Raw genomic sequence first — 13837 nt, 5'->3', positions numbered from 1 at the left:
TAGTAGATGTAAATATGACTGATTGCGAATCTAGCCACAGACACCACCAAAAGGGAAGAAATCCCGCTAAATGGGGCACGGTCCCGCCGGAAATTTCGGTTGACGACTGGACGACCTGTGGCGCTCTCCTCCGTGAGCGCTTACTCACGTAGAGTGCCGAACTCGGTCTTCCGACCCGTAACTCTTTCGAGTGACCATCGTTGAGAGTGCGGAGGCGGTTGGCAGAAAGAGCGATCGGGCAAGTGTCCGAGAGCGTCAACCGCACAGGTGACGACTTGTAACAGCCTGGAGGCTCAAGGTGACGCGCATCAGCTGCGGAGGGCGGTCATGACTTCCGTCCTCGTCTGCGACGACTCCCCGCTTGCCCGAGAAGCGCTCCGTCGCGCGGTCGCGACCGTGCCCGGCGTCGAGCGTGTGACGACGGCCGCCAACGGCGAGGAAGTCCTCCGCCGCTGGGGTGCCGACCGTTCGGATCTGATTCTCATGGACGTTCGCATGCCCGGGCTCGGGGGGGTGGAGACGGTCCGCCGGCTGCTCTCCGCCGACCCCGGTGCCCGGATCATCATGCTGACCGTCGCCGAGGACCTGGACGGCGTCGCGCTCGCGGTCGCCGCCGGTGCCCGCGGCTATCTGCACAAGGACGCCTCCCGGGCCGAGCTCCGGGCGACCGTCACCCAGGCGCTGGCCGACCCGACGTGGCGGCTCGCCCCGCGCCGGCTGCGGTCGGCCGAGATGGGTGCGGCGCCCACACTCACGGCGCGCGAGATCCAGGTGCTGGAGGGGATGAGCCACGGCCGCTCCAACGCGGAGATCGGCCGTGAGCTGTTCCTCTCCGAGGACACGGTGAAGACGCACGCCCGGCGGCTCTTCAAGAAACTCGGCGCCTCGGACCGCGCCCACGCGGTGGCCCTGGGCTTCCGGTGGGGTCTGGTGCGCTGACAGTCGGCCCGGGCCCCGCGCGGCCCGGGCGCAGGGGGTGCGGCGCGAGCCGTACCCCGCCGATCCGGCGGTATGTGACGCTTCCCGGCCGATGCCGCATCCTTGAGACGTGGAGTTCCTCGGGAACGATTCGGTCGAGCGGAAGGGGAGGGCGCAGGACATGACTTCCGGCGCACCCGCTCATAACGCTTCGGTGCACAACTACGGACGCGGTGCCGCGGATGAAGCGGGACCGGGGCACCATGGTTCGATGCGCGACGACGGGACGACGGTGATCGGTGCCCTGGTGCACCGCGCCGTCGAGGGCGACGCGCAGGCCACCCACGACCTGCTGGCCCACGTCCACCCGCTCGCCCTGCGCTACTGCCGGTCCCGGCTGAACCGGCTGCCCGGTGACGCCCGCCACTTCACGGAGGACCTGGCGCAGGAGGTGTGCGTCGCCGTGCTCATGGCGCTGCCGCGCTACAAGGACACGGGCAGACCCTTCGAAGCCTTCGTCTTCGCCATCGCCGGTCACAAGGTGGCCGACCTCCAGCGCGCCGCGATGCGGCACCCGGGCTCGACCGCGGTGCCCTCCGACGAGATGCCGGAGCGCCCCGACGACTCGCTCGGGCCCGAGGAGCGCGCGCTGCTCAGCAGCGACGCCGCCTGGGCCAAGAAGCTCCTGGCCAACCTCCCGGAGAACCAGCGCGAACTGCTCGTGCTGCGCGTCGCCGTCGGGCTGACCGCCGAGGAGACGGGGCAGATGCTCGGCATGTCCCCGGGCGCCGTCCGGGTCGCCCAGCACCGCGCGCTGAGCCGGCTGCGGGCCCTCGCCGGACAGTGAGCCGAGCGGTGGGCCGAGGGGCGGGCCCGGCCCTCGGAGACGTACGCCACAGACGTAGAAAGCTACAGAAACTGCGGGTGATCTTGCTCGTGGAATGAGACGCCTCCCGAGCCCGTTAGCATGGACATCCGCACCGATCAAGGCCATTTGGGGAAGGTGTCATGACTGCAAACGTCGACGGAGTGCCCGAGAAATTCGCGACGCTCGGGCTGACATACGACGACGTGCTGCTGCTGCCGGGCGCATCCGAAGTGCTGCCCAACGCGGTCGACACCTCGACGCTCATCTCGCGCAACGTCCGCGTCAACATCCCGCTGCTGTCCGCCGCCATGGACAAGGTCACCGAGGCCCGCATGGCCATCGCGATGGCCCGGCAGGGCGGCGTCGGCGTGCTGCACCGCAACCTCTCGGTCGAGGACCAGGTCAACCAGGTCGACCTGGTCAAGCGGTCCGAGTCCGGCATGGTCAGCGACCCGATCACGGTCGGCCCGGACGCCACGCTCGGCGAGGCGGACGCGCTCTGCGCCAAGTTCCGGATCAGCGGTGTCCCGGTCACCGACCGGGCGGGCAAGCTGCTCGGCATCGTCACCAACCGCGACATGGCGTTCGAGTCGGACCGTTCGCGCCAGGTGCGCGAGGTCATGACGCCGATGCCGCTGGTCACCGGCAAGGTCGGCATCTCCGGCGTGGACGCCATGGAGCTGCTGCGCCGCCACAAGATCGAGAAGCTGCCGCTGGTGGACGAGGCGGGCATCCTCAAGGGCCTCATCACGGTCAAGGACTTCAAGAAGGCCGAGCAGTACCCGAACGCGGCCAAGGACGCCGACGGCCGGCTGCTCGTCGGCGCCGCCGTGGGCGCCAGCCCCGAGGCGCTGGACCGCGCCCAGGCGCTGGCCGAGGCGGGCGTCGACTTCCTGATCGTGGACACCTCGCACGGCCACAACAGCAACGCGCTGAACTGGATGGCCAAGATCAAGTCGGCCGTGAACGTCGACGTGATCGGCGGCAACGTGGCGACCCGCGACGGCGCCCAGGCCTTGATCGACGCCGGTGTGGACGGCGTCAAGGTCGGCGTCGGCCCCGGCTCCATCTGTACGACCCGCGTCGTCGCCGGCATCGGCGTCCCGCAGGTCACCGCGATCTACGAGGCCGCGCTGGCCGCCCGCGCGGCGGGCGTCCCGGTCATCGGCGACGGCGGCCTCCAGTACTCCGGCGACATCGGCAAGGCGCTCGCCGCCGGCGCCGACAGCGTGATGCTGGGCTCGCTCCTCGCGGGCTGCGAGGAGTCCCCGGGCGAGCTGATGTTCATCAACGGCAAGCAGTTCAAGTCGTACCGGGGCATGGGCTCGCTGGGCGCGATGCAGTCCCGCGGCCAGGGCCGCTCCTACTCCAAGGACCGGTACTTCCAGGCCGAGGTCTCCTCGGACGACAAGCTCGTCCCCGAGGGCATCGAGGGCCAGGTGCCCTACCGCGGCCCCCTCGCCAACGTGCTGCACCAGCTCGTCGGCGGTCTCCGCCAGACGATGGGCTACGTGGGCGCCGCGACCGTGGACGAGATGGAGAGCAAGGGCCGCTTCGTGCGGATCACCTCGGCGGGCCTCAAGGAGAGCCACCCGCACGACATCCAGATGACGGTCGAAGCACCGAATTACAGCAGGAAGTAGCGCGACGGCGCAGGTGAGGGGCGGACCGGGGTTCCCGGGACCGCCCCTCACGTGTGTGTCGGGGATACTGGACAGCGCAGACGCAGAGGGAAAGGCCACATCATCGTGACTGAGATCGAGATCGGGCGCGGCAAGCGCGGCCGCCGGGCATACGCATTCGACGACATCGCCGTCGTCCCGAGCCGCCGGACCCGCGACCCGAAGGAGGTCTCGATCGCCTGGCAGATCGACGCCTACCGCTTCGAGCTGCCGTTCCTGGCCGCCCCCATGGACTCCGTGGTGTCCCCGCAGCACGCCATCCGCATCGGTGAACTCGGCGGTCTCGGCGTCCTCAACCTGGAAGGGCTGTGGACCAGGCACGAGGACCCGCAGCCGCTGCTCGACGAGATCGCGGAGATGCCCGTCGAGACCGCGACCCGCCGGCTCCAGGAGATCTACTCCGCGCCGATCCAGGAGGAGCTGATCGGGCAGCGCATCAAGGAGGTGCGCGACTCCGGCGTCGTCACCGCCGCCGCGCTCTCCCCGCAGCGCACCGCCCAGTTCTCCAAGGCCGTGGTCGACGCGGGCGTGGACATCTTCGTCATCCGGGGCACCACGGTCTCCGCCGAGCACGTCTCGGGCGCCGCCGAACCGCTGAACCTGAAGCAGTTCATCTACGAGCTGGACGTCCCGGTGATCGTCGGCGGCTGCGCCACGTACACCGCGGCCCTGCACCTGATGCGTACCGGCGCGGCCGGTGTCCTCGTCGGCTTCGGCGGCGGCGCCGCGCACACCACGCGCAACGTGTTCGGCATCCAGGTCCCGATGGCGACCGCCGTCGCCGACGTGGCCGGTGCCCGCCGCGACTACATGGACGAGTCCGGCGGCCGTTACGTGCACGTCATCGCGGACGGCGGCGTCGGCTGGTCCGGCGACCTGCCGAAGGCCATCGCCTGCGGCGCGGACGCCGTGATGATGGGCTCCCCGCTGGCCCGCGCGACGGACGCGCCGGGCCGCGGCCGGCACTGGGGCATGGAGGCCGTCCACGAGGACGTGCCGCGCGGCAAGCTGGTGGACCTGGGCTCGGTCGGGACGACCGAGGAGGTCCTGACCGGCCCCTCGCACACCCCGGACGGCTCGATGAACATCTTCGGCGCGCTGCGCCGGGCGATGGCCACCACGGGCTACAGCGACCTCAAGGAGTTCCAGCGCGTCGAGGTGACGGTCGCGGACTCCCAGCACCGCCGCTGAGTTTTCCCGTACACACGCCGGAGGGGCCGGACCGCGAATCGCGGTCCGGGCCCTCCGGGTTTTCGTTACGCGCCCTTCCTCGCACCGGCGACGGCGCCGGCGGCGCCGAGGGCCAGGAAGAGGTAGTCCTTGAAGCCGGCCGCCTCGCTGTACGCGTCCGTGAGGACGCCGAAGTGGTCGAAGAAGATGCTGGTCGCCGACTCGTGCGCGAGGTCGGAGAGGGCGATCGAGATGCCCACGAGCTGACCGATGTACACGGCGCCGATGGAGATCAGGGCGCTGACGACGGTCACGGCGGGGTTGGCGCCGCCGAGCTTGCTCGCCGCGAAACCGACGAGGAAGCCGACGCCGACCGCGATGTAGCCGATCTGGTGATCGGACTTGCCCAGGATGAAGCCGTAGATGAGCGCGCCGACGACGGCCGCCACCACGCCCGCGCCGAGGCCGAGCGCGATGTTGTTGCGGGCCGGCGGGGCCGGGGTGAAGGGAGCGGGGCCGCCGCCGAACGGGGCGCCGGGCTGCTGGCCGGCGAACGGGTTGCCGCCCTGGGGCTGGGCGTCGTAGGGCTGGTTCGGCGGTGGTACGGGCTGGCTCATGCTGGGTTCTCCCCCTGGGGACGTCTACGCACTGCTGTGCGAGGAGTGACGCCGCAGGCTAGCAGCCGGTTCCGACATCGGCCCACCGAAATCCTTGGGGGGACTGGGCTGAGGGTCCGTCATCAGAGCCGGTGGGCGGCTCCGGCGGGGGTCGCGCCACGGGTGTCCAGGAGGAGCTGCGCCTTCACGGCGAGGCCCTGGAGGTCGTACGTACGGTGGTGCTGGAGCAGCACCGTGAGGTCCGCGCCGGCGGCTGCCTCGTAGAGCGAGTCGGCGCGGGGGACGGGGAGTTGGCGGACACGCCAGTCCAGGACGTGCGGATCGTGGAAGCCGATCTGGGCGCCCATGTCCATCAGCCGGGTGGCGATCTCGCGGGCGGGGGACGCCTCCTGGTCGGCGAGGTCCGGCTTGTAGGTGACGCCGAGCAGGAGGATGCGCGCGCCGCGCACCGCTTTCCCGTGTTCGTTGAGGAGGGTGGCGCAGCGCTGGATCACGTACTGTGGCATCCGCTCGTTGATCTCCTGCGCCAGCGAGACCATCCGCAGCGGGGGGCCGGGGGTGCGGTGGTGGTACGGGAGATGGCCCGGGTCGACCGGGGCGCCGTGGCCGCCGACGCCGGGGCCCGGGCGGAAGGGCTGGAAGCCGAACGGCTTGGTCTCGGAGCACCGGATGACGTCCCAGAGGTCGACGCCCAGATCGTGGCAGAGGACCGCCATCTCGTTGACCAGGGCGATGTTGACGTACCGGAAGTTGGTCTCCAGGACCTTCGTCATCTCGGCCTCGCGGGTGCCCCGGGCCCGGACCACCTTGTCGGTGAGGCGGCCGTAGAAGGCGGCGGCGGACTCGGTGCAGGCGGGGGTGAGGCCGCCGATGACCTTGGGGGTGTTGGCGTAGACGTGGGTGCGGTTGCCGGGGTCGAGCCGGCTGGGGGAGTGCGCGAGGTGGAAGTCGCGCCCGCCGCGCAGGCCCGAGCCCTCCTCCAGGATCGGGAGCAGGAAGCCCTCCGTGGTGCCGGGGGGCACGGCCGATTCCAGGAGCACGGTGGTGTGCGGGCGCAGCCGGGCGGCCAGGGCGCGGGCCGCGTCGGCGACGGCGCTCAGGTCGAGGGTGCGGTCGGGGCCGAGCGGGGTGGGCGCGCAGATCACGGCGGTGCGGACCCGGCCCAGCTCGGCCTGGTCGGTGGTGGGCCGGAAGCCCAGCGAGAGCATGCGGCGGATGTCGGAGGCCGGCAGCGATCCCTCGACCGGGGTACGGCCCGCGGCGACCTCCGCGAAGGCCCGGGGGTCGGTGTCGTAGCCGATGGTGTGGATACCGGCGTGGACGGCGGCCTGGGCCAGGGGCAGGCCGAGGTGACCGAGTCCGATGACGGCGAGGTCTGCAGGCACTGGGTGGGCCGTCCTTCCCTTAAAGCCAGGAGGCAGAAAGCGCAACCGCTGTGGACAGCGCTATGTCAGGTTAGGCGTAAATATGACCGATATGCCGCATTGTGTGGCCCTTGTCGTCCGGGTGTTGTCCACAGGCGGTGGCTGAAGTCGCGCGGCGCGGACAGAATCGATCTGTGGGCACGGGCGCCGAACGCATGGTCGGGGCCGCGATCCGTGCCGGACCCCGAGCAACCGGGAGGCAGCGGTGAGGACAGCGACACTGGGACCCGCGGAGCGCGCCGAGGCGCTCGCCGCCATGGCCGAGCGCGAACTGGACGTGCTGGTCGTGGGAGCGGGGGTGGTCGGCGCCGGGACGGCGCTCGACGCGGTCACCAGAGGGCTCTCGACCGGTCTGGTCGAGGCGCGCGACTGGGCGTCCGGCACGTCGAGCAGGTCGAGCAAGCTGATCCACGGCGGCCTGCGCTATCTGGAGATGCTCGACTTCGCCCTCGTACGGGAGGCGCTGAAGGAGCGCGGGCTGCTGCTCGAACGGCTCGCACCGCACCTGGTGAAGCCGGTGCCCTTCCTGTACCCCTTGCAGCACAAGGGCTGGGAGCGGCTGTACGCCGGTTCCGGCGTCGCGCTGTACGACGCGATGTCGGTCTCCTCCGGGCACGGCCGGGGCCTGCCCGCGCACCGCCACCTCTCCCGCCGCAGGGCCCTGCGCGTCGCGCCGGCCCTGAAGCGGGACGCGCTGGTGGGGGCCCTCCAGTACTACGACGCCCAGATGGACGACGCCCGCTATGTCGCCACGCTCGTGCGCACCGCGTCCGCGTACGGCGCGCAGGTGGCGAACCGCGCCCGGGTGACCGGCTTCCTCCGGGAGGGGGAACGCGTCGTCGGCGCCCGCGTGGAGGACGTCGAGGCGGGCGGGGCGTACGAGGTCAGGGCCAAACAGGTGGTCAACGCGACCGGGGTCTGGACGGACGACACCCAGTCGCTGATCGGCGAGCGCGGCCAGTTCCACGTACGGGCGTCCAAGGGCATCCACCTGGTCGTCCCCAAGGACCGCATCCACTCCTCGACCGGCCTGATCCTGCGCACCGAGAAGTCCGTGCTCTTCGTCATCCCCTGGGGCAGGCACTGGATCGTCGGCACCACGGACACCGACTGGGACCTGGACAAGGCGCACCCGGCCGCCTCCAGCGCCGACATCGACTACCTGCTGGAACATGTCAACGCGGTCCTGTCGACCCCCCTGACCAGGGACGACGTCGAGGGCGTCTACGCGGGCCTGCGGCCCCTGCTGGCCGGTGAGTCGGACGCCACCAGCAAGCTGTCGCGCGAGCACACGGTCGCCCACCCGGTGCCGGGCCTCGTCGTCGTCGCGGGCGGCAAGTACACGACGTACCGGGTGATGGCCAAGGACGCCGTGGACGAGGCGGTGCACGCTCTCGACCAGCGGGTCGCCGACTGCGTCACCGAGGACATCCCGCTGCTGGGTGCCGAGGGCTACCGCGCCCTGTGGAACGCGCGCGCCAGGATCGCCGCCCGCACCGGCCTCCACGTCGCCCGGGTGGAGCACCTGCTCAACCGGTACGGCTCGATGACCGAGGAGATCCTGGAGCTGATCGTCGCCGACCCCGCGCTGGGTGATCCGCTGCCGGCCGCCGACGACTACCTGAAGGCCGAGATCGTGTACGCCGCCTCGCACGAGGGCGCGCGCCACCTGGACGACGTCCTGACCCGGCGCACCCGGATCTCCATCGAGACCTTCGACCGGGGCACCCGCTCCGCCCGGCTCTGCGCCGAGCTGATGGCGCCGGTCCTCGGCTGGGACGCCGGCCGGATCGACCGGGAGACCGAGCACTACGAGAAGCGGGTGGAGGCGGAACGCGAGTCGCAGCGCCAGCCGGACGACCTGACGGCGGACGCGGCGAGGCTGGGGGCGCCGGACATCGTGCCGCTGCTGTGACGCCGCCTCAGCCCGGCCCCGGCGGAACTGCCCCTCCGGGAGCCCCGGTTCCCGTGTGTCGGGAGCGGCACCAGGACCCGGCACCGGGGCCGGTCCCGGGGTGAGGGACAATGAACGCTCTGCCAGGGCGGGTTGATCGCAGAGGGGACGCATGTCGGAGGCGGAGCAGGCACGGGAGCCCCAAGGGGACAAGGACGGACGTCTCCTGGCGGGGCGGTACCGGCTGGGGAAGGTGCTCGGCCGGGGCGGTATGGGTACGGTCTGGCGCGCCGTCGACGAGACCCTGGGCCGCACGGTGGCGGTCAAGGAACTGCGGTTCCCGTCGGCCATCGACGAGGACGAGAAACGCCGCCTCATCACGCGTACGCTGCGCGAGGCCAAGGCGATCGCGCGCATCCGGAACAACGGCGCGGTCACGGTCTACGACGTGGTGGACGAGGACGACCGGCCGTGGATCGTCATGGAGCTCATCGAGGGCAAGTCGCTGGCCGAGGCGGTCCGCGAGGACGGTGTCCTGGAGCCGAAACGGGCTGCCGAGATCGGCCTCGCCCTCCTCGACGTGCTGCGCTCCGCGCACCGCGAGGGCATCCTGCACCGCGACGTGAAACCGTCCAACGTGCTGATCGCCGAGGACGGCCGGGTCGTGCTGACCGACTTCGGGATCGCCCAGGTCGAGGGCGACCCGTCGGTCACCTCCACCGGCATGCTCGTCGGCGCCCCCTCCTACATCTCGCCGGAGCGGGCACGCGGCCACAAGCCGGGACCGCCCGCCGACCTGTGGTCGCTCGGCGGCCTGCTGTACGCGAGCGTCGAGGGCTCGCCGCCGTACGACAAGGGCTCCGCCATCGCGACCCTGACCGCCGTCATGACCGAGCCGCTGGACCCGCCGAAGAACGCGGGCCCGCTGGAGGAGGTCATCTACGGGCTGCTCACCCGGGACCCCGAACAGCGGCTGGACGACGCCGGGGCGCGCGCCCTGCTCAACGACGTCATCAGCTCCTTCGAACAGCCGGAGCGCCCCGCTCCGGCCCCCGCCGACGCCACCCAGGTCATGGCGCTGCCCAAGGGCGTCGCCGACACCAAGCCCGCGTCCGGTGAAGCGGGCGAGGGCACCCGCGACCGGCTGCGCGGCGCGCTGCGCTCCGTGCGCAACGCCCGGACCACGCCCGCCGCCGGTGCGGCCGCGACCCCCGCCGCCGCTCCCGTCACCGCACCGCCCGTCCCGGCCCGGCCGACCTCCGCCCCCGGCGCCGCGTCCCCCTCCGGGGCCGTACCGCCGCAGCGCCCGGCCTCCTCGCCGGTCACCGCGCCCCGCGCGTCCCTCACGGACGTGGTCCCGCGCCGCACCCTCGCGATCATCGCGGCCGTCATCGTGCTCGCGGTCCTCGGCACCGTGCTGGCCCTCACCCTCGGCGGGGGCGACGACAAGCCCGACGACTCCGGCGGGAAGAACGCCGGCGCCTCCGCCCCCGCCGGGACGCCGAGCCCCGACGCCCCGTCCGGCTCCTCCGACGCCGCACAGGGCGACAGCGGCAAGGAACAGGACGCCGGCCAGGACGAGGACAAGGGCAAGGGCAAGGGACACGACGACGACGCGGAGAAGCAGGGCGAGGACGGGAAGAAGGGCGGCAAGGCCGAGGACGCCGTGCCCGCCGGCTACCGCACGGTGACCAACAAGCGGTTCCACTTCTCCATCGCGATGCCCAAGGGCTTCCGCTTCGACACCGGCTCCGGCCAGGGAGCCGGTGCGATCTACAACGAGGACGGCGGCTTTCCCCGCCTCCAGGTCGACTACACCTCCTCGCCCGGCAACGACGCCGCCGCCTCGTGGAACTCCGCCCGGGGCGGGGTCGCCGCCTCCAGCACGGACTATCACCACCTGGGCATCCAGAAGGTGCAGTACAACGGCTATCCGACCGTCGCGGACTGGCAGTTCGAGCGCACGCAGCACGGACAGCGGGTCCGGGTGCTCAACCGCGGCTTCAAGGCCGACAGCGACCACGGTTACGCGATCATGATCAGCTGCAAGGCCGACGAGTGGGACGGCAAGGAGTGCCGGACGCTGCGGAAGACGGCGTTCGCCTCGTTCAAGCCGGTCGACTGAGCGGCCGACGGCGGGATTCGGCCCGGCCGCGAGGCAGGTTGGGCCGACCCTGCCGCGCGGTCGCCGCTTGCCACGTATGGTGAGAGCCCGGAGACCGTACGCAGCCGAAACGCGCAGTCAATTGCACCGCAGACGACTGTGATCGACCAATTCGGTGCGGTCTCCGTGACCGGGGGACAGCGCGCTCTGGGGAGGCGTCGTGGACGACTACGCGGGTCGGGTGCTCGCCGACCGCTACCGCCTGCCGCTGCCCCCGTCCGACGCGTACGAACTCGCCGAGACACGGGCCTTCGACACCTACAGCGGGCAGGAGGTGCTGGTCCGTCAGGTGCCGCTGCCCGAGGTGGTGGACGCGGAGTTCGTGGAGGGCGACGGCCGGACGTCCGCCGCGCCGCGCACCGTGCGACGGCCCGCCGATCCGGCCGTGCGGCGCGCCATCGAGGCCGCCCAGGCGGCGGCCCAGGTGCCCGACCACCCGCGCCTGGACCAGGTCTTCGACGTGTTCGCGGAGGCGGGCTCGCTCTGGATAGTGAGCGAGCTCGTCGCGTCCCGCCCGCTCGCCGCGCTGCTCGCGGAGCGCCCGCTGAATCCGTACCGGGCCGCTGAGATCGGCTCCGACGTGCTCACCGCGCTGCGCGTGCTGCACGCGCACGGCTGGACCCACCGCAACATCACCGTACGCACGGTGCTCGTCTGCGACGACGGACGCGTCGTCCTGACCGGTCTCGCCGCCGGGGCGGCCGAGGAGGCGCTGTGCGGCTACAGCCCGGTGCCGCGACCCGACGACGAGGAGCCGGACGAGGACGGCTTCGGCGGTCCCGCCGTCGAGACCGGCCCCACCGGCCCGTACGTGCCGCCCGCCGGCCTGCTGCCCGCCTCCCGGGGCCCGGCGGCGATCGAACCGGGCCCGTACGGCTCCGAGGAGGACCCCGCGCCCCGGCCGGTGCCGCCCGCCGGGCTGCCCGTGCCCGCCGCCGGGGCCGACACCGCCGCGCGCGCCCGGGCCGGTGCGATCGCCGCGTACCGCGCGGGCGCCCGCGCCGCCGCCCGCCGGGGCGACGAGGAACGCCGGGGAGCGGCGCTGCCGCCGGGCCGGGACGCATGGGCGCGCGACACCGCGCCGTCGGGCCCCGCCGCACCGGGCCCCGCCGTGGAGGACGCGTACGACGACGACGCGGGCCAGGCGCCCTGGAGCGTCCTGCCGCCGGCCCGGAACGACGCGCACGACGACGCGTATGACGACGACACGTATGACGACGCCGCGTACGACGACGGCCCGGAGGGATCGCGCCCCGGCACCCCGCCGCGCCCCCGGCCCGAACTGCCGCAGCTGCCCGGCGGCTGGGTGCGCGACCCGGACGCGCCGGGGCCGTATGACGGTCGCCTCTACGACGAGGACGAGGAGGACGACGAGGACGAGGACGACGGGCCGCCTCCCCGCCGCCTCCACCTCACCGGCACCTGGGACGACGGGCCCGCCGCCGGGCGCCCCGTCCCCGCGGGCGGCTCCCGCGAGGACGCGCTCCGGGCCGACGCCGCGCGCCGCGGCACGCCCGCCGACCGGGGTCCGTACGGGCCCGAGGCGTCCGGCCACGACGTCCGCGCCCCGTACGACTCCGGCTCTCCGGGGCCCGGCGCCCCCGCCGACCGCTGGGACGACGAGGACCCCGAGGGCCCCGGCGCGGCCGGGTATCGCGGGCCCGCCACCGCGCTCGCCGCCGAGCGGGCGCGGCAGGCGCGGATCGCCGTGGTCGGGGCGGTCACCGAGCGGTGGGCGCCCGAGCAGGCCGGGCCGGTGCACGGCAACTGGCAGCTGGCGCCGCCCATCGGGCCCGCCACCGACCTGTGGGCCCTCGGCGCGCTGCTCTTCCGCGCCGTCCAGGGGCACGCGCCCTACCCCGAGGACAGCGCGGCCGAACTGGTCCAGATGGTGTGCGGCGAACCGCCCGCGTTCGCCGAGGAGTGCGGGCCGCTGCGCCCGGTCGTGGAGTCGCTGCTGCGGCAGGACCCCACCGAGCGCCCCGACGTGGAGGAGCTGAGCGGCTGGCTGCGCTCCCTCGTGCGGTCGGCGCCGGAGCCGGAGGCCGGGTTCGACGTCGTGCCGCTGCCCGCCGAGGACGCCACCCGGCTCCCCGTCGTCCGCCGGCGCGGCGAGCTCGTCCGCAAGCGGCGGTCCCGGCGCGGCGGAGGGACGCACGCCCGCGGCCGCCACCCCCGCGAGGCCGTGGACCGCACCGCCGTCGTACACCGCGAGCCACGCCTGAAGCCGCCCCGCGAGCCCCGCGCGCCACGGGAACCCCGCGCGCCACGGGAACCCCGCGCGCTGCGGGAGGGCGAGCAGCCGCGCCGGCTCGGCCGGACGCTGCTCGTCCTCATCATGCTGGCGCTCGTCGCGGCGATCGCGTACGCGGTGCTGTTCATGCCCGAGTCCGGCGAGGACGGCAAGGAGACCGGCGCCGCTCCGTCCCGTACCGCCTCCGCACCACCCGCGTCCGCGACGCCCGAGCCCACGGCGAGCGCGTCGAAGAAGCCGTCCGGACAGGCCTCGTCCGGGGCGCAGAAACCGCAGACCAGCCGGTCCGCCGCCGCGCTCGCGCCCGGGTACACGCTCCGTGAGGACTCCGAGGGCTTCGAGGTCGGGCTGCCCAAGGGGTGGCAGCGCAGCCCCGCCAACGCGGAGCGTCAGATCCGCTACGGCAGCGACGGGTTCAGCGTGCTCATCGTCCCCGGCCGCGACACCGCGAAGGCCAACGGCAGCGATCCGCTCGACTACCAGCGGGACAAGGAGCCGGAGCTGAAGCCGTTCCGCGACTCCAGCTGGTCGTCGGCGAGCGGCCTGCGGCGTACGGACGTCGGCCGACAGGCCATGGCCGAAGGCCAGTTCACCTGGCAGGACGCCAACGGCCGTGAGGTGTACGTCCGCAACCTCGTCATGCTCGTCGGCGGCCGGTACCACATCCTCCAGGTCATCGGCCCCGAGGACGAGCGCGACCGGATCATCGAGATCTACCAACAGGCCAGCGTTTCCTACCGCGTGACGGATTGAAACACGGGATCTGCGTCACAGTGCGGTCTCGTGGGCGATGCGAGGTTCCGTGGCCATGCGTCCGCTCCGTAACCTGTCTTCCGAACCAACGGG

9 protein-coding genes are annotated in these 13837 nt (G+C 72.7%); 7 read left to right on the top strand and 2 right to left on the bottom strand.

Going from position 1 to position 13837, the window contains the following annotated elements; all coding sequences use genetic code 11:
- Positions 1 to 327: 327 nt before the first annotated feature.
- The 4 genes from ACN6LM_RS13300 to ACN6LM_RS13285 all read left to right on the top strand — a co-directional run bounded on the left by ACN6LM_RS13300 (position 328) and on the right by ACN6LM_RS13285 (position 4659).
- Positions 328 to 939 carry a response regulator transcription factor gene (locus tag ACN6LM_RS13300; protein WP_003948568.1) on the top strand — a complete coding sequence of 204 codons (612 nt, stop codon included), beginning with the start codon at positions 328 to 330 and terminating at the stop codon, positions 937 to 939.
- A 250-nt stretch (positions 940 to 1189) separates the two neighbouring features.
- Positions 1190 to 1765 (top strand): sigma-70 family RNA polymerase sigma factor, encoded by a 576-nt coding sequence (locus ACN6LM_RS13295; RefSeq protein ID WP_445065551.1) that lies wholly within the window; start codon positions 1190 to 1192, stop codon positions 1763 to 1765.
- 161 nt (positions 1766 to 1926) lie between these two features.
- Positions 1927 to 3429, top strand: a complete 1503-nt coding sequence (gene guaB, locus ACN6LM_RS13290; RefSeq protein ID WP_445065550.1) for an IMP dehydrogenase — start codon at positions 1927 to 1929, stop codon at positions 3427 to 3429.
- A 105-nt stretch (positions 3430 to 3534) separates the two neighbouring features.
- A complete protein-coding gene (locus tag ACN6LM_RS13285; protein ID WP_018101158.1) occupies positions 3535 to 4659 on the top strand; it encodes a GuaB3 family IMP dehydrogenase-related protein in 1125 nt (374 codons plus the stop codon).
- A 65-nt stretch (positions 4660 to 4724) separates the two neighbouring features.
- Here the strand turns inward: ACN6LM_RS13285 and ACN6LM_RS13280 are convergent, their stop codons facing one another.
- On the bottom strand, positions 4725 to 5255 hold the full coding sequence (locus ACN6LM_RS13280) for a hypothetical protein (protein WP_445065549.1): 531 nt from the start codon (positions 5253 to 5255) through the stop codon (positions 4725 to 4727).
- 122 nt (positions 5256 to 5377) lie between these two features.
- Positions 5378 to 6640 (bottom strand): nucleotide sugar dehydrogenase, encoded by a 1263-nt coding sequence (locus tag ACN6LM_RS13275; RefSeq protein WP_445065548.1) that lies wholly within the window; start codon positions 6638 to 6640, stop codon positions 5378 to 5380.
- A gap of 244 nt (positions 6641 to 6884) precedes the next feature.
- Between ACN6LM_RS13275 and ACN6LM_RS13270 the strand changes: the two genes are divergently transcribed.
- From ACN6LM_RS13270 to ACN6LM_RS13260, 3 genes are all read left to right on the top strand, one after another.
- Entirely contained in the window at positions 6885 to 8594 is a 1710-nt protein-coding gene (locus ACN6LM_RS13270; RefSeq protein WP_445065547.1) for a glycerol-3-phosphate dehydrogenase/oxidase, read from the top strand.
- 151 nt (positions 8595 to 8745) lie between these two features.
- Positions 8746 to 10698, top strand: a complete 1953-nt coding sequence (locus ACN6LM_RS13265) for a protein kinase domain-containing protein (protein WP_445065546.1) — start codon at positions 8746 to 8748, stop codon at positions 10696 to 10698.
- 199 nt (positions 10699 to 10897) lie between these two features.
- Entirely contained in the window at positions 10898 to 13744 is a 2847-nt protein-coding gene (locus ACN6LM_RS13260) for a protein kinase (RefSeq protein ID WP_445065545.1), read from the top strand.
- Positions 13745 to 13837: the final 93 nt, after the last annotated feature.

The sequence above is a fragment of the Streptomyces sp. SAS_281 genome, from assembly GCF_052542855.1.
Note: the sequence above shows the minus strand (reverse complement) of the source record. Positions and strands in the feature narration are given on the sequence as shown.